Source organism: Lysinibacillus sp. GW247-5R2A, from assembly GCF_059424475.1.
Window position 1 is genome coordinate 641,274 of sequence record NZ_JBWKZL010000001.1, and the last position, 16,653, is coordinate 657,926.

Consider the following 16,653-nt stretch of genomic DNA (forward strand, 5'->3'; position numbering starts at 1 on the left):
TTAGTGTACTACCTCCGCTTTTGGCATTTCCTCTGCTGTAAATGTCATAGATTCGATGACACGTACCATTGCTTCTGCTGTATCTAATGATGTGAGACAAGGTACGCCATTTTCTACAGATTCACGACGGATTCGGAAACCATCTCGAGCTGGTTGCTTACCTTTTGTTAATGTATTAACAACAAGCTGAGCTTCACCATTTTGGATCAGATCGATCAGAGTTTGTCCCTTCGCACCAATCTTGCCAACGACATCTGTGCGCACTCCAGCTTCTTCAAATGCTTTTGCTGTTCCTTCAGTCGCTACAATGCGATAGCCTACTGTTGAGAAACGTTTCGCTAATGCGATTGCTTCTTCTTTATCCTTATCAGATACTGTAAACAATACTGTTCCTTCTGTGCGAATTTCCATTCCTGCTGCAACTAAACCTTTATAAAGTGCTTTTTCTAAAGTCGCATCTTTGCCCATTACTTCCCCAGTAGATTTCATTTCAGGGCCTAATGTTATATCTACACGGCGTAATTTGGCAAATGAGAACACCGGAACTTTTACAAATACACCTTTTTGTTCAGGCGCTAACCCTGTTGGATAACCCTGCTCGACAATTGATTTCCCTAGAATTGCTTTCGTTGCAATATTAGCCATAGGAATATTTGTAATTTTACTTAAGAATGGTACTGTACGTGATGAACGTGGGTTCACCTCAATGACATATACCTCACCTTTAGAAATTACATATTGAATGTTCATTAAGCCAACGATTCCAAGACCTTGTGCAAGACGTGTTGTATAGTCTACTAATGTATCCTTTTGATGCTGTGTTAATTTCTGTGGGGGATAGACTGATATAGAGTCACCAGAGTGTACCCCTGCGCGCTCAATATGTTCCATAATTCCTGGGATTAATACATTTTCACCATCACAGATAGCATCTACTTCAATTTCCTGACCTGTTAGATAACGGTCCACTAAAACCGGATGATCGGGAGATGCTTCCACTGCGTTCTCCATGTAGTGCTTTAACTCTTCTTGATTGTAAACAATTTCCATTGCACGTCCTCCTAGCACATAGGAAGGACGAACAAGAACTGGGAAGCCTAGACGCTCACCAATGGCAAGTGCTTCCACTGTAGAAACTGCTGTTTCACCCTGTGGCTGTGGAATATCTAAGTCTCGTAAAGCTTGTTCGAATTTATCGCGGTTTTCTGCACGGTCGATATCCTCTAGAGAAGTTCCTAAGATTTTCACACCATTTGCAGCTAACTTATCAGCAAGATTAATCGCTGTTTGACCACCGAATTGTACAACAACTCCGATTGGTTGTTCTAAGTCGATAATATGCATAACATCCTCGATTGTTAATGGCTCGAAGTATAATTTATCAGAAATCGAGAAGTCCGTAGACACTGTTTCTGGATTTGAGTTGATAATGATCGCTTCATAGCCAGCCTCTTGAATGGCCCAAACTGAATGGACAGTAGCATAGTCGAATTCTACCCCTTGCCCGATGCGGATTGGTCCTGAACCTAGTACTATTACAGACGGTTTTTCTGACTTAATCGATTCGTTTTCTTCCTCGTATGTGCCGTAGAAGTAAGGTGTTTCAGATTCAAACTCTGCTGCACATGTATCAACCATTTTATAGACAGGAATTATTCCATGTTCTTTACGATATGCGTAGATTGCTTCTTCTGTCGTGTTCCAAAGCTCAGCAATTTTCTTATCGGCAAAGCCTAAACGTTTTGCCGTACGTAGCACTTCTTGATCATCTTTATGGTCAACTAGCGTTTGTTCCATATCTACAATGTTTTTAAATTTATTTAAGAAGAATAAGTCAATGGCTGACCATTCATGGATTTGTTCAATTGTCACACCACGGCGTAATGCTTCCCCTATGAAGAATAAACGCTCATCTCCAGCCTTGCGGATACGTTTTTCAATCCAAGAATCAGAGTTGTCATCAGCATGCTTGAGCTCTAAGTGAACTTGACCTGTTTCAAGTGAACGAACTGCTTTTAACATCGCTTCCTCGAAAGTACGGCCTAGCGCCATCACTTCACCAGTAGCCTTCATTTGCGTGCCGAGATTACGTTTAGCTGATTCGAATTTATCGAATGGCCAGCGTGGGATTTTAGCGACAATATAGTCTAGAGCAGGCTCAAAGCAAGCATATGTTGAACCTGTTACAGGGTTTTTAATTTCATCTAATGTTAAACCCACTGCAATTTTTGCTGCTAGCTTGGCAATTGGATAGCCTGTTGCTTTAGAGGCTAACGCTGAAGAACGTGATACACGTGGATTTACTTCAATTACATAGTAGTTGAAGCTATATGGATCTAGTGCTAGCTGTACGTTACAGCCACCTTCGATTTTTAACGCTCGGATAATATCTAATGAAATATTACGTAGCATTTGATTTTCACGATCTGATAGTGTTTGAGTCGGTGCTACTACAATCGAATCCCCTGTATGAATTCCTACTGGGTCAACATTTTCCATGTTACATACTACGATGGCATTATCTACAGCATCGCGCATTACTTCGTATTCGATCTCTTTATAGCCTGCAATTGATTTTTCTAGTAAGCATTGTGTTACGGGTGAATATTTAAGGCCCGATGTTACGATTTCCTCTAAATCCTGATCATTGTAGCAAATACCGCCTCCTGTACCACCTAGCGTAAAGGCTGGACGAACAATAACAGGATAACCAATTTTGACTACAAATTTTTTCGCTTCATCTATGGAATGGATAATATCAGACTCAGGTACTGGAGCACCCAATTCGTACATTAAGTTACGGAATAAATCTCGGTCCTCTGCTTTATGAATAGCATCTAGTTTTGTTCCGAGAATTTCTATACCAAGCTCATCTAAGATGCCTGATTGATCTAATTCAATCGCCATATTAAGACCAGTTTGACCACCAAGCGTTGGCAAAATAGCATCTGGGCGTTCTTTACGTAAAATGCGAGAGACAAAATCAAGAGAAATCGGTTCGATATAAACTTTATCCGCAATTTCTGTATCAGTCATAATTGTGGCAGGGTTTGAGTTAATTAAGATAACACGGTAGCCCTCTTCTTTTAATGACAGACAAGCTTGTGTTCCTGCGTAGTCAAATTCTGCCGCTTGTCCGATGACGATAGGGCCTGAGCCGATTACTAAAATTGTTTCAATATCTGTACGTTTAGGCATGTTGTTTCCCCTTCCCTGCTTCTACTTCCATCATTTCGATAAATTCATCAAATAAGTGGTTTGAATCTTCTGGACCTGGTGATGCTTCTGGGTGGTATTGTACTGTGAAAATCGGATATTTTTTATGACGTACGCCCTCACATGTACCGTCATTTAAAGCAATATGCGTTAATTCTAAATCAGTATCTTGTAATGATTCGATATCGATAGCGTAGCCGTGATTTTGAGATGTTAAATCTGTACGACCTGTGCGTAAATCTTTTACTGGATGATTGCCACCACGGTGTCCAAATGGTAGTTTAAAGGCTTTCGCTCCACTTGCTAACGAAAAGATTTGATGACCTAAGCAAATACCGAACATGGGCACTTTTCCGATTAAGTTACGTACTGTTTCGATACCTTCTTGGACATCTTCTGGATTTCCTGGTCCGTTTGATAGCATGATGCCATCTGGATGCCAAGCTAAAATTTCTTCAGCTGACGTATTGTAAGGAACGACTAGTACATCACAATCTCGTTTATTTAATTCACGAAGAATGCCGTGTTTCATACCGTAGTCAATTAAGACCACTCGTTTACCTCGTCCAGGTGATGGATAGGCAGCTTTTGGCGATACTTCACGTACATGGTGTGTTATAGCAGGTGTCGTTTGCAAATGCGCGATAACCTCACTCACATTTACTTCTTCATTGGCTGCTGTCAAAATCGCCTTTACTGATCCTTTACTACGAATAATACGTGTTAATTTACGCGTATCAATTCCCTCAATACCGGGGATATCTTTCGATGTTAAATAGTCATCTAATGTTAAATCGCAACGGAAGTTAGAAGGCGTTTTAGCTAGTTCGCGTACAACAAATCCACGTATAGCTGGCGTAATGGATTCAAAATCATCTCGGTTAATGCCGTAGTTTCCTACCATTGGATACGTCAATGTAACAATTTGACCGTAGAATGAAGGGTCTGAAATTGTTTCTTGATATCCTGTCATACCTGTCGTAAATACAACCTCACCTTGTGAAGCACGATCACTCCCAAATGCTGTACCTGTAAATACTGTGCCATCCTCTAAAACTAGTAAACGTTTTTTCATTACTCTGCCTCCTGATATACGATATTTCCTTCAAAAATGGTTAGGACCGGCCAACCTTTTGCAACCCAACCGTTAAATGGTGTATTACGTCCTTTTGACACAAAGCCTTCCGCATCAATTGTTTGTTCTTTTTGGATATCTATTAAAATCATATCCGCTGAAGCACCAACTGCTAATGTGCCATATGGTAGATCAAAAATTTCAGCTGCTTTCACGGACATCCAGTCGATTAATTGTTTTAAAGTCCATTTCCCTGTTTCAACAAATTGTGTATAGAGTAGTGGGAAGGCTGTTTCGAAACCTACAATGCCAAATGGTGCCCCCACCATACCACAGCATTTTTCTTCCACTGTATGTGGCGCATGATCTGTCGCGATACAATCGATAGTCCCATCAAGTAGTGCGGCATGTAGCGAATCTTTGTCATCAGCCCCACGCAATGGTGGATTCATTTTCCAGTTCGCATCATCGGATGGAATATCCATTTCTTCTAGTAATAAATGATGTGGACAAACCTCAGCTGTTACACGAATTCCGGCTGCCTTTGCATCTCTTACCGCACGAACAGATTCTTTTGTTGATACGTGACAAACATGGTAGCGTGCCCCTGCAGCCTCAGCAAGCAGTACATCTCGTGCAATTTGAACGGATTCGCAAATGGAAGGGATTCCTGGAAGATTAAGCTCCTTATTACGCTTTCCTTCATGCATAACCCCATCATAAATTAATGAATTGTCCTCGCAATGCGCTACCACTACCATATCGTGCTGGGCAGCATCCTTCATTTGCTCGTACATGGTTGAAGCAAGCTGAATTCCTACGCCATCATCGGAGAACGCTACAGCTCCATGCGCCTTTAACTCCTCCACATTTGTTCGAACTTCCCCAGAAATATCCTTTGTTAGCGAGCCGTATGGGAGTACTCGAATAACAGCACTTTCTTTGATCAGCCCATTAATAAGCTGCATGTTTTCCACTGAGTCTGGTACCGGCTTTGTGTTTGGCATGGCGCAAATTGTCGTAAAGCCACCTTTTGCTGCTGAGGCAGACCCTGTTGCGATTGTTTCTTTATGTTCAAAGCCTGGCTCTCGTAAATGTGTATGCACATCGACAAAGCCTGGTGCTACAATAAAGCCTTTACCCTCAATGACCTCTGCACCTACTACCGTTACATCTTGGCCAATTGCTGTAATTATTCCTTCTGCCATGGCGATATTGACTATTTGCAGCTCACCTTGTTCATTTAACATTTGCACATTTTGAAGTACTTTTGTCATGTTATTCTCTCCCCCTTAAAATGGTTTCCACAATGGCCATCCGTGTGTAGACTCCATTTCGTACCTGCTCGAAAATTCGAGAACGTCCACACTCTACAAGCTCAGTAGCAATTTCTACATCACGATTCACTGGAGCTGGATGCATAATAATAGCTGATTCTTTCATTTGCTTTTCTCGTTCAATTGTTAAGCCGTATTCTTGATGGTAGCCTTCTTTCGAAAAGCTTTTATTTACTTTATGACGTTCATGTTGCACACGTAATAGCATAATGACATCGCTAATTTCGATTAAATCATCCCAAGAATGATGGGCTTCAAATCCTCCTGACCATTCTTCTGGACAAAGGAAGTGAACATTTGCCCCTAAACGTTGTAATGCATGGGCATTTGATTTTGCGACTCGACTATGCGAAATATCCCCAACAATCGTAATATTCAACCCTTCAAAATAACCAAACTCTTTTTTTATCGTATATAGATCCAATAATGATTGGGATGGATGCTGACCTGCGCCGTCTCCTGCATTGATGATAGCTACATTAATACCATTTAGTAGCTCATTATAATATTCATCTTCTGCCGCTCGAATAATGACTGCATCTAAACCAATCATTTCTAAAGTTTTGACTGTATCGTACAATGTCTCCCCTTTAGTCACACTCGAAAATCCAGCGTCGAAAGGGATGATATGACAGCCAATTTTATGCTCAGCCATTTCGAAGCTTGATTTTGTCCGTGTACTTGGTTCGAAAAATAAGTTGGCAACGTTGTAAGTCCGAGATAACGATGATGTTTCACCATTTTCAAACGCTTGCGCAAGATCTAGGATGTGGTTAATCTCTTCTGTTGTTAAATGTTCCATCGATAATAAGTTCTTCATCATGTGACCCCCATAAGGTTGTGTGTCATGAACGTCTATGTATGACGTTCTTTTCATAAAGTAAAAGCCCCGTTGATGTCATCAACGAGGCATAAGGAGGCGTGACAAACTACAGCAGGGAATCATCCTTACTTTAGTCTATCCACAACGTCCCTTTTTTTGCCTCTCTGGACAATTCATTAAAAGGTACTACTATGAATTTTCATTTTGATTGTATGGTACAGGTTTTTCGGCTTCTTTCTTACCTGGTAATATGGCATTCAATAGCACACCGATGATAGCGGCTAGTGCCATTCCTTCAATACTCAATGATTCTGAAATGACGAACTTCGCCCCGCCAATCCCGATGACTAAAATCACTGAAGCAATTACTAGATTACGACTATTCCCGAAATCAATATGATTATCTACTAGCATTCGTAAACCACTAGCTGCGATAATACCGAAGAGTAAGATGGACACCCCACCTAATACTGCGGTTGGAATAGTTGCAATCACTGCCATTGCTTTCCCGAAGAATGATAGTAAGATGGCTACTATTGCAGCACCTGCGATAACGTACACACTATAAACACGAGTAATTGCTAGAACCCCAATATTTTCACCGTAAGTTGTCTTAGGGGGACCACCGATTAGCGCACTTACGAATGTGCCAAGTCCATCACCTAGTAGGGAGCGGTGTAAACCAGGTTCCTTAATGTAATCACGGTTAACTACTTTCCCTAATACAAGCTGATGACCAATATGCTCAGATATCGTTACAATCACGATTGGTACCATGACAAGTAAAATTTTTGTTGTGATTTCAAATTCATAATGCACACCGGGTAGCAAGAAGTCTGGCATAGCAAAGAATTTTGCGTTGGCAATCGGTGTATAATCTACAATGTCGACAATCATGGAGTAAACATAGCCTACGATTAAGCCCATCAAAATTGGCATTGTACTTAAAATTCCTTTAAAGAAAATCGTGAAGATAATCGCTGTAAACACTGTGACTAAAGCTGCTGAGAAGTGTAAAAAGCTATACTCCCCATTGACATTCATCGCCATATTCACGGCCGTCCCCGATAGGCCTAGTCCAATAACCATGATTACTGGTCCAACTACAATCGGTGGTAAAATTTTCATTATCCACTTATAACCACTTTTCCAAATGATTAAGGATACGATTCCGTAGGTGATTCCGACAGCCATTGCGCCAATCATGGCATTTCCTGGGTTTACACTGGAGCCATCCTCGTTCAAACCGCCTGCCGCCAATAATATGGGAGCAATAAAGGCAAAGGAGGAGCCTAAGTAAGCCGGTACCTGAAATTTTGTAATTAATAGGAAGGATATTGTTGCAATCCCACTTGTTAAAAGGGCAATTGCAGGGCTAAGACCTACTAACTGTGGCACTAAGATTGTTGAACCAAACATCGCAAACATATGCTGGAAGCTTAATGTCACTAGCTGAAGTGGGGTTGGTTTATCCTTAATATCTAATACTGCATTTGACATTTTGTTTCCTCACTTTATTGTTCGTCTTCTTTATAAATAATAACGCAATCTTCTCCATCCACATCTTGTAAATTGACAATGATGCGCTCAGAGCCAGAAGTCGGAACATTTTTCCCAACGTAATCTGCTCTGATTGGTAGCTCTCGATGACCTCTATCAACTAGAACAGCTAGTTGAATTTGTCCAGGTCTTCCTAAATCCATGACAGCGTCTAGTGCTGCGCGAACTGTTCGTCCTGTATAAAGAACATCATCGACTAAAATAATTTTTTGATTTTTCACTTCATGCTCAATGTCAACTTGCTCAACATGTGCTTGTTCATTTTCATGCTTCATTGTTAAATCATCGCGGTAAAGTGTAATATCAAGCTCGCCCGTACGAATCGGTTTACCTTCGATCTTTTCAATTCGCTGTGCCAAGCGTTTGGCTAGAAAGGCACCTCGTGTTTTAATGCCAACTAAAATACATTCATCAATTCCTTTGTTACGTTCAATAATTTCATGAGCAATACGTGTTAATGCTCGTGCCATTGAAGGTCCATCTAACAATTCATTTTGAGCCAAATTCGTTTCCTCCTCTCTACCATCTAATGTGGCCATATGTCCATAAAAAAACCTCTCGAGGCGAATAGCCTGAGAGGGTTGTATACGTGTTAAAAAAGCATGTTGAAAAATTTGCAGCACAAATTTTTTTGCAACACTATCACATGACCCTTCTCAGCCTCTCTGGACTGCTATTAAAGGTGAATATTTAGTTAGGTTGTTCATTCACTGTCGTTAGTATAGACTTTCTTTGCGTATACGTCAATGCTTATTTCGTAATTCATTTAATAATTGCTCATAATCAGCAGGAAGTGGTGTTTCAAACTCTAAGTATTCACCTGAAGAAGGATGATTGAAGCCTAGCGTTGCTGCATGAAGAACTTGTCCACCAAAATCAATTGTCTTTTTCTGTCCATACTTTGGATCTCCAACAAGCGGGAAGCCGATATAATTCATATGCACACGAATTTGATGTGTTCGCCCTGTTTCTAGACGACACTCTACAAGCGTATAATCACCAAAGCGCTCTACCACATGGAAATGAGTTACTGCATGTTTACCATTATCAACAATAGCTTGCTTTTGACGGTCCTTCTGATCACGACCGATTGGCGCATCAATAGTCCCTTTATCATGTGCAATATGCCCATGTACAAGAGCAATATATTTACGAGTAACAGTTTTATTGACTAGCTGATCCACTAATGATTCATGAGCTACATCGTTTTTGGCAACCATTAATAAGCCGGATGTATCTTTATCAATACGGTGGACTATACCTGGACGCATAATTCCATTGATCCCCGATAAATCTTTACATTGATACATTAACCCATTTACAAGCGTGCCTGTCAAATGCCCTGGTGCTGGATGAACGACCATACCCTTTGGTTTGTTCACAACAAGAACATCAGCATCCTCATACACAATATCAAGTGCTAGATTTTCTGCGATTACATCAAGCGGTTCTGCTTCTGGTACATCAATAGCAATAACGTCCCCCACTTTTACCTTATATTTTGGTTTCACAGCATCGCCATTTACTTTGATATTTCCGTCACTAACCCAGTTCCCAATCTGCGTGCGCGACCATTCAGATTGTAAGCTTGAAAGTGCTTTATCAATGCGCTCTCCTTGCTGTTGTTCTTCGATTGTATATGTTACTTGCGTCATTGTTTCACCTGTTTCTTCTCTTTTTTATCTTCCATAATTAAGCCAATCATTAGTATAACAACAGCAATCGTCAATGCAGCATCTGCCACATTAAAAATTGGGAAATCATACTTAATAATTGGAATTAAAACATCTACAAAATCGACCACTTCTCCTCTAAATATACGATCGATAAAGTTTCCTATTGCTCCACCAAGTAATAGCATTAAGCCCACTTGAAAAATTGGCTTCCCTTTTGCCTCTCTATGATAAAAATAGACAATGGCACAGATAACGGCAACAGTTACGATACTAAACAACCACATTTGCCCTTCTAGCATCCCCCATGCTGCACCTCTGTTACGATGAGACAAAATGCCAAACCATGGGTCTAATACAGCAATACGTTCACCATACTCCATATTTTTCACAATCAACCACTTTGTCCATTGGTCCAATAAGACGACAAAGGCAGCCAATCCATAATATTTATACACAAACATTCCTCCGTTCGCTCAACATCTAACCTATTCTACCATATCAGCACCATTCACAATAACTAATATCACATCAAAATATGGCGGATTCAAAATCTCTTGAAAATACAAAAAAGCTATCTCTATCACTTTTTGAGCAATAGAAATAGCCAAACTTCTTGCTTTATACTGTTTCAGATTCTTTTGAATGGACCCGCTTCATAAAATCATTGACATCAGCAGGTACCTTTCGATCTAATAGTGACACAATAATCACTGATAAGAAACCGACAGGAACCGTCACAATCCCTGGAATTTTAAACTGTAAGAAACTCGGTAAAGTTCCTGGTAAAAAAATCATCCACATGGACACACCAAGTCCAATAAGTAATCCCGCAATGGCTCCTTTTTCTGTCATGCCTCTCCACCAAATCCCTAAAATAAATATTGGCGTAAATGTACTTGCTGCGACTGTAAAGGCGAGTGCCACTAAATGACCGATAGATGCATCCTTAACAAGAAGCCCAAGTGCTCCATATAAAATACCCAATAGGACGATAGCTACTTTTCCAGCAATGACACGCTGTTTTTGCGTAATGTCCTTTTTCATAATGTTAGCATACAAATCATGAGCGAGTGCCCCAGAGCTTGTAATAAAGAGCCCTGAAAGATTGGAGAATATAGCTGCAAATGCCCCCGCTATAACTAAGCCAAGCAACCATTTACCACCTAGAGCTAGCGCTGTAGTCGGTATCACCATGTTGTTTCCGCCCAATACAAGATCACGCATAACCTCTTCACTCGCTGTTCCCGAGATGAAAATTGACCGACCAACAACACCCAAATAAACCGCTAATAAAAAGAATGTACTAGCAATCCCAATAGCCATCAGTGCGGATTTTCGAGCTGCTTTAGCACTTGGATTCGTATAAAAACGCAATAAAATATGAGGAAGTCCAATTGTTCCTAAAGCTAAACCAATCGTCATGCTTATTGTTTGCCAAAATGTTGGGAAATAAAAGCCTGTCCCTGTCCATGCGGCACCATCAAAATTAACATCATTGCCATCTAAAGCATAGGGGGATGTGCCCGTAATAGGACCACTAAAGGAATTAATAGCTGCAAGAATTTTATCGTAATGCAAGCCACTGTATACCGCTGCTACTAGCATCACAATAAAAGCGCCAAGACGAATCCACAGCTCCAAAGCTTGGTTAATGGTTGTTCCTTTCATTCCACCAATCCCTACATAAAAAATCATGACAACACATGTAAAGATAATGCCAAATTCATAGGAAGTGCCGAAAAACATACTTAAAATTTGAGCAGCACCTAATAGCTGCGGAGCTGCATAAAAGCCTGAAATTGCTAATACTACCGCAACCGCTACTAGTCGTGCTCGTTTACTATGAAAACGATAGCCCAAAAAATCCGCTACCGTAAATGCACCAAATCGTCTTAAAGGTCCTGCTACAAATATAGCTAATAAGGTTAAACCAATTGAGAAACAAAATGCATAATAAGCCCCGTCATATCCGAGTTGAAATGTTAAACCCGCAATACCGAGGAATGTGGCTGCACTTAAATAATCCCCACCAATTGCAGAACCATTTGTAAACCAGCCAAAGCTTCTTCCTCCTACAAAGAAATCCGATGCTGTTGCATTTCTTTTTGTTAAATACGTAATGTATACAATCGTTCCCATTAATGCAATGGTCATTAACATCTTTGGTTCTAAAAGAGCTTCCATCATTCAATTCATCCCCCTTGTTTCAACTACTTATTGGCTAAATCATATTTTTTCAGGCGTTTTTCGTACATGGCAGTATGCACATAAGCGATAATAAATGCCATCGCCATCATGACAACCGTTGTCACAAACCAGGTTACCGTCATGCCACCCCACATTTTCTTAAAGGCAAATGCTGGTGCAAACCAATTCATAACAGGGATACTAAAAATTAATATAAAATAAAATACCGATAAGCCTAAACCCGTTGTAAATTCATCTTTCATAATTTTATTTGTCTCCGCATCTAGAGGTGGAAGATCCTTTACATCAATGGTGCCTGCCTCCACGTATTCATAATCATGACTCCCTAATTCTGCCATAGCCAACTCCCCCTTTATTTGTGTTAGTAAATAATTATCTGAAATTTCAAATTATTATTCGCTACAATTATTTTATTCTATTTCAGCTTCAATATAGATATAAAATATTGCTGTATTAGTACAAAAAAATGCTATTTTAAGTTAAAATATTTCTATCATTTTTATTCTTGGGGGGTTGGTAGCATTTTAAAGGTGGTATGGTTTATGGAAAGCTCATTGGAAAAGCAACAAATGAGAGATTGGTTAGAAGAAGTTTTACCAAACGCTTTAATGGAGTGTAAAGAGCCAAAACCAGAAGATGACACCCTTATTGTCTATGAAGTCAATCGGTTATTTGATTGGGTGAAGATTAAACGACTACAAAGAAATTATCCTAATAGTATAATTGTCCCAATTGTTACAGAACACCTTACCTACTCGACTGGTATAGCAATTGAATTAGTTTTACCTGCACTTCTCATCAAACCATTACAAAAATCAAAATTTTTACGTATTGTAAAAAAGTTACACATTTCCTATCAGGAAAAAAAGGGTAGCACACTTACCATGCTCGAACTGACACAACAAATTTCCCAACATCAAACTTCTCCTTTCCGAGAAGCTTTTTTAAAACGTCTGATACGCGGTGAGATTGATAATGAACAGGAAATCATACAATCTGCATCCTTTTTATCGACTAACTGTATTCCTAATATGGTGTTCTTAATACAAGGCTATATTGATGTAAATGAAGAGAGAGCTCATCCACAAGATGCATGCAGCATTATCACAACGGTTATTCAGCAGAAATTTGCAGATAAAGCGCCGTTGTCCTTTTTACATTTTGAACGCTATTTACTTCTTCTTTTGCGAATTCCTCAAGACCACAACTCATTCAAGCATTGGTCAGAGGGCAAAGCATCTTTATTAGAGGTCATCGAGACACTAAAAAAGGACCATTGTATCCACCTTTTCATGGGGGTTGGGGGAGTATTTCAGGATGCTATGCAAGTGAAGGAATCCTATACTCAGGCACGAAAAGCTCGAAGAAAACCGCCTATTGATAACATTCATATACGGTATTACGAGGATTTAACGAAGCATCAACAGCTTCAAAAAGCCATTCAATTTATAGAGGAGCATTTTGACGAACAGCTTTCTATAAGTGAAGTTGCGAAATATATTAGCTTTAGCCCAACACATTTTAGCAGGCTATTTAAAAAAGAAACGGGACGTAATTTTGTTGACTATGTTGCCTTTACACGTATTATCAAAACTTTACCCTTTTTACGAAAGTTTGATTATACGGTTGATAAAATTTCCTCTACCTGTGGGTTCAATACACCGAATTATTACAGTCTAACCTTTAAAAAATATGTTGGAATATCGCCAACAGACTACCGCAATACGAAAGAAATTTTGTTTAAATAAGATGTAGTTTTTCGAGAATCTGCAAAAACCACATGAAAAAAGCAAGCCCCCTAAAGGAGACTTGCTTATAAGCTACATAGAATGCAGATTCTTATTAATCACTGATTCCACTTACGCGTAATATTTTTCTACTACTTCTGCACAGCGAGCACAAACTGTCGGATGTGCCTCATTCGCACCAACTGTTTCCGTAATAGACCAGCAACGTTCACACTTCTCACCTGTAGCCTTTTCAACAACAATGGATACATGTTCAAGTACCAAAGCATCTGCTGGTGCTTCTTCAATTGTAGCTACCTCAAAAGCAGAAACAATAGATAGTTGTGCAAAATCAATGTTTGCATCGTTCAATAATGCTACGATATCTTCTTTTGCATATACTGTTACTTTTGCTTCAAGAGACTTACCAATCGTTTTAGCATTACGAGCTTCTTCCAATGCTTTTAAAACATCATCACGTACATCAATGATTTTTTCCCATTTTGCACGAAGATTTTCAAAATTAGCTTGTACATCTTCCACTGGGAAGTCCGTTAATTGAACAGAAGCTTCCTCTACGATACCTTGAGCATGTAAGTATGACCACATTTCATCTGTAGTATGAGGGATGATTGGTGTCATAATTTTTACTAAAGTCATTAATGTATCATAAATAACTGTTTGCATTGCTCGTCGATCTTTATTGTCGGAACCTTCGATGTAAACGACATCTTTTGCTATATCTAAATAGAATGAAGATAACTCTACTGCTACAAAATTATTCACAACATGATAAACAGCAGCGAAATCATAACGATCATATGCAGCTCGTACAGTTTTTAGAACATCCTGTAAACGCATATACACATATTGATCCATTTCACGAAGATCTGCGTAGGCTACACGATCTTTTGTTGGATCGAAATCAGCAATATTGCCGTGTAGGAAACGGAACGTGTTACGAATTTTACGATATACTTCTGATACTTGCTTCAACATATCCATAGAAATTCGGACGTCAGCAGTATAGTCTACAGAAGCAACCCATAGACGAAGAATATCTGCTCCATATTGATCCATTACCTTTTGTGGAATGATGACATTCCCTAATGATTTACTCATTTTACGACCATCACCATCAAGAACGAAACCATGCGTTAACAGGCCTTTATATGGTGCAAAGCCGTTAATAGCTACTGATGTAATAAGAGAAGAGTTAAACCATCCACGGTGTTGGTCAGAGCCTTCTAAATATAGATCAGCAGGGTATTTCATGCCACGTTCTACAAGTACACCTTGGTGTGAAGAACCTGAGTCGAACCATACGTCCATAATATCATTTTCTTTTGTAAATTCACCGTTCGGGCTACCCGGATGTGTAAAGCCTTCTGGTAACAACTCTTTTGCTGTTTTTTGGAACCAAATATTTGAGCCATGTTCACGGAATAGTGCTGAGATATGGCTAATTGTTTCAGGTGTAATAATTGGTTCACCATTTTCAGCGTAGAAAATTGGAATTGGCACACCCCAAGCACGCTGACGAGAAATTACCCAATCTCCACGGTCACGAATCATATTGTAAAGACGTGTTTCTCCCCAAGCTGGTGTAAATGCAGTTGCTTTAACAGCCTCTAATAGCTCTCCACGGAACGCTTCAACAGACGCAAACCATTGCGGAGTGGCACGATAAATAACTGGTTTTTTTGTACGCCAATCATGTGGGTATGAGTGCGAAATGAAACCAAGACTTTCTAATGCATCTACTTCCTTTAGCTTTTCTGTCACTAGCTTATTGGCATCATTATAAAAGACGCCCTCAAACCCAGGTGCTTCATCCGTATAGCAGCCACTATTATCAAGTGGGCTAAGAATGTCTAAGCCATATTGCTTACTAATATGATAATCGTCTTCCCCGTGTCCAGGAGCTGTGTGAACACAGCCAGTACCTGCGTCAGCAGTAACATGTTCGCCTACCATTACAAGTGAATCACGATCATAGAAAGGATGCTGAGCGACAATACGATCTAATGCTTCACCCTTCACTTCTTGAACAACTTCATATGCTTCCCATTCAAGAGCCGTTGCCACAGTTTCTAATAAATCTTTTGCAATGATGAATTTTTTATTTGCTACTGCAACGACAACATAAACGAACTCAGGATTTAAAGAAATCCCTAAGTTTGCTGGTAATGTCCAAGGAGTTGTTGTCCAAATAATAAATTTAGCATCAGCTGGTACAACACCTTTTGCATCTTTAATAGCAAAGCTTACATAAATAGAAGGCGATTTAATATCTTGATATTCAATTTCTGCTTCAGCAAGAGCAGATTCAGAAGACGGTGACCAATATACTGGTTTTAACCCTTTATAAATATAGCCTTTTTCCGCCATCTTTCCGAATACTTCAATTTGACGAGCTTCAAACTCAGGTTTCAAAGTAATATAAGGATTTTCCCAATTACCACGAATCCCTAAACGACGGAATTGATTTCGTTGATTGTCAATTTGCTCATATGCATATTCTTCACAAAGTTGACGGAAAGCTGCTACTGACATTTCTTTACGTTTGACACCTTTATTTGTCAATGCTTGTTCGATAGGTAGACCATGCGTATCCCAGCCAGGAATATAATTAACATGGTAACCAGTCATTGAACGATGACGTGTAATCATGTCCTTTAATACTTTATTCAATGCATGTCCAATATGAATATCACCATTTGCATATGGAGGGCCATCATGAAGAACATATTCAGGACGACCTTCTGTACGCTCCATCTGTAATTTGTTAATATCCATCTCATTCCATTTATCTTGCATTTTTGGTTCATTTGCTGGTAAATTCCCACGCATTGGGAAATCCGTTTTGGGCATTAATAAAGTATCTTTGTATTCCACCATAAAAAAATCCTCCTTTATTTTACATCAAGCATATCGACACTCTTCTCATACGACAGTTATGGGCTAACTTTTCTGAAACGATTCGCGGACAAATAAAAAAAGCCCTCATCCACTAAGGGACGAGAAGCTT

General features: G+C 39.6%; 12 protein-coding genes and 1 other annotated feature (1 of these 13 cut by a window edge). Of the genes, 1 reads left to right on the forward strand and 11 read right to left on the reverse strand.

What is annotated here, in order from left to right; all coding sequences use genetic code 11:
- From carB to AC07YC_RS03195, 10 genes are all read right to left on the reverse strand, one after another.
- Positions 1 to 3,198 (reverse strand): carbamoyl-phosphate synthase large subunit, encoded by a 3,198-nt coding sequence (gene carB / locus AC07YC_RS03150; protein WP_336634394.1) that lies wholly within the window; start codon positions 3,196 to 3,198, stop codon positions 1 to 3.
- Positions 3,191 to 4,291: a carbamoyl phosphate synthase small subunit gene (locus AC07YC_RS03155; RefSeq protein ID WP_336634395.1), complete on the reverse strand. Its 1,101-nt coding sequence runs from the start codon at positions 4,289 to 4,291 to the stop codon at positions 3,191 to 3,193. The genes carB and AC07YC_RS03155 overlap by 8 nt, the downstream gene beginning before the upstream one ends.
- Positions 4,291 to 5,568, reverse strand: coding sequence for a dihydroorotase (gene pyrC / locus AC07YC_RS03160; protein WP_494918337.1), 1,278 nt, complete (start codon positions 5,566 to 5,568; stop codon positions 4,291 to 4,293). The genes AC07YC_RS03155 and pyrC overlap by 1 nt, the downstream gene beginning before the upstream one ends.
- Before the next feature lies 1 nt (position 5,569).
- On the reverse strand, positions 5,570 to 6,448 hold the full coding sequence (locus tag AC07YC_RS03165; RefSeq protein WP_336634452.1) for an aspartate carbamoyltransferase catalytic subunit: 879 nt from the start codon (positions 6,446 to 6,448) through the stop codon (positions 5,570 to 5,572).
- A 192-nt stretch (positions 6,449 to 6,640) separates the two neighbouring features.
- Positions 6,641 to 7,951, reverse strand: a complete 1,311-nt coding sequence (locus tag AC07YC_RS03170; RefSeq protein ID WP_494918338.1) for a uracil-xanthine permease family protein — start codon at positions 7,949 to 7,951, stop codon at positions 6,641 to 6,643.
- Positions 7,952 to 7,965: 14 nt separating this feature from the next.
- Positions 7,966 to 8,514 carry a bifunctional pyr operon transcriptional regulator/uracil phosphoribosyltransferase PyrR gene (gene pyrR / locus AC07YC_RS03175; RefSeq protein WP_025113865.1) on the reverse strand — a complete coding sequence of 183 codons (549 nt, stop codon included), beginning with the start codon at positions 8,512 to 8,514 and terminating at the stop codon, positions 7,966 to 7,968.
- 240 nt (positions 8,515 to 8,754) lie between these two features.
- Positions 8,755 to 9,666: an RluA family pseudouridine synthase gene (locus AC07YC_RS03180; RefSeq protein ID WP_494918339.1), complete on the reverse strand. Its 912-nt coding sequence runs from the start codon at positions 9,664 to 9,666 to the stop codon at positions 8,755 to 8,757.
- Positions 9,663 to 10,142, reverse strand: coding sequence for a signal peptidase II (lspA, locus tag AC07YC_RS03185; RefSeq protein WP_025113863.1), 480 nt, complete (start codon positions 10,140 to 10,142; stop codon positions 9,663 to 9,665). The genes AC07YC_RS03180 and lspA overlap by 4 nt, the downstream gene beginning before the upstream one ends.
- A 163-nt stretch (positions 10,143 to 10,305) precedes the next feature.
- Positions 10,306 to 11,874, reverse strand: a complete 1,569-nt coding sequence (locus AC07YC_RS03190) for a sodium/solute symporter (RefSeq protein WP_036147375.1) — start codon at positions 11,872 to 11,874, stop codon at positions 10,306 to 10,308.
- A 23-nt stretch (positions 11,875 to 11,897) separates the two neighbouring features.
- Positions 11,898 to 12,233, reverse strand: a complete 336-nt coding sequence (locus AC07YC_RS03195; RefSeq protein ID WP_494918341.1) for a hypothetical protein — start codon at positions 12,231 to 12,233, stop codon at positions 11,898 to 11,900.
- A gap of 204 nt (positions 12,234 to 12,437) precedes the next feature.
- Between AC07YC_RS03195 and AC07YC_RS03200 the strand changes: the two genes are divergently transcribed.
- Positions 12,438 to 13,643 carry an AraC family transcriptional regulator gene (locus tag AC07YC_RS03200; protein ID WP_494918342.1) on the forward strand — a complete coding sequence of 402 codons (1,206 nt, stop codon included), beginning with the start codon at positions 12,438 to 12,440 and terminating at the stop codon, positions 13,641 to 13,643.
- Between the two features lie 111 nt (positions 13,644 to 13,754).
- Here the strand turns inward: AC07YC_RS03200 and ileS are convergent, their stop codons facing one another.
- The gene (ileS, locus tag AC07YC_RS03205) at positions 13,755 to 16,523 is read right to left on the reverse strand and encodes an isoleucine--tRNA ligase (protein ID WP_336634400.1); all 2,769 of its coding nucleotides are present in this window, start codon (positions 16,521 to 16,523) and stop codon (positions 13,755 to 13,757) included.
- A 112-nt stretch (positions 16,524 to 16,635) separates the two neighbouring features.
- Positions 16,636 to 16,653, reverse strand: a binding site (T-box leader) (it continues 210 nt past the right edge of the window).

Coding starts and splice junctions, on each gene's coding strand:
- carB (WP_336634394.1), bottom strand. CDS start 3,198: ATGCCTAAACGTACAGATATTGAAACAATTTTAGTAATCGGCTCAGGC.
- AC07YC_RS03155 (WP_336634395.1), bottom strand. CDS start 4,291: ATGAAAAAACGTTTACTAGTTTTAGAGGATGGCACAGTATTTACAGGT.
- pyrC (WP_494918337.1), bottom strand. CDS start 5,568: ATGACAAAAGTACTTCAAAATGTGCAAATGTTAAATGAACAAGGTGAG.
- AC07YC_RS03165 (WP_336634452.1), bottom strand. CDS start 6,448: ATGAAGAACTTATTATCGATGGAACATTTAACAACAGAAGAGATTAAC.
- AC07YC_RS03170 (WP_494918338.1), bottom strand. CDS start 7,951: ATGTCAAATGCAGTATTAGATATTAAGGATAAACCAACCCCACTTCAG.
- AC07YC_RS03180 (WP_494918339.1), bottom strand. CDS start 9,666: ATGACGCAAGTAACATATACAATCGAAGAACAACAGCAAGGAGAGCGC.
- AC07YC_RS03190 (WP_036147375.1), bottom strand. CDS start 11,874: ATGATGGAAGCTCTTTTAGAACCAAAGATGTTAATGACCATTGCATTA.
- AC07YC_RS03195 (WP_494918341.1), bottom strand. CDS start 12,233: ATGGCAGAATTAGGGAGTCATGATTATGAATACGTGGAGGCAGGCACC.
- AC07YC_RS03200 (WP_494918342.1), top strand. CDS start 12,438: ATGGAAAGCTCATTGGAAAAGCAACAAATGAGAGATTGGTTAGAAGAA.
- ileS (WP_336634400.1), bottom strand. CDS start 16,523: ATGGTGGAATACAAAGATACTTTATTAATGCCCAAAACGGATTTCCCA.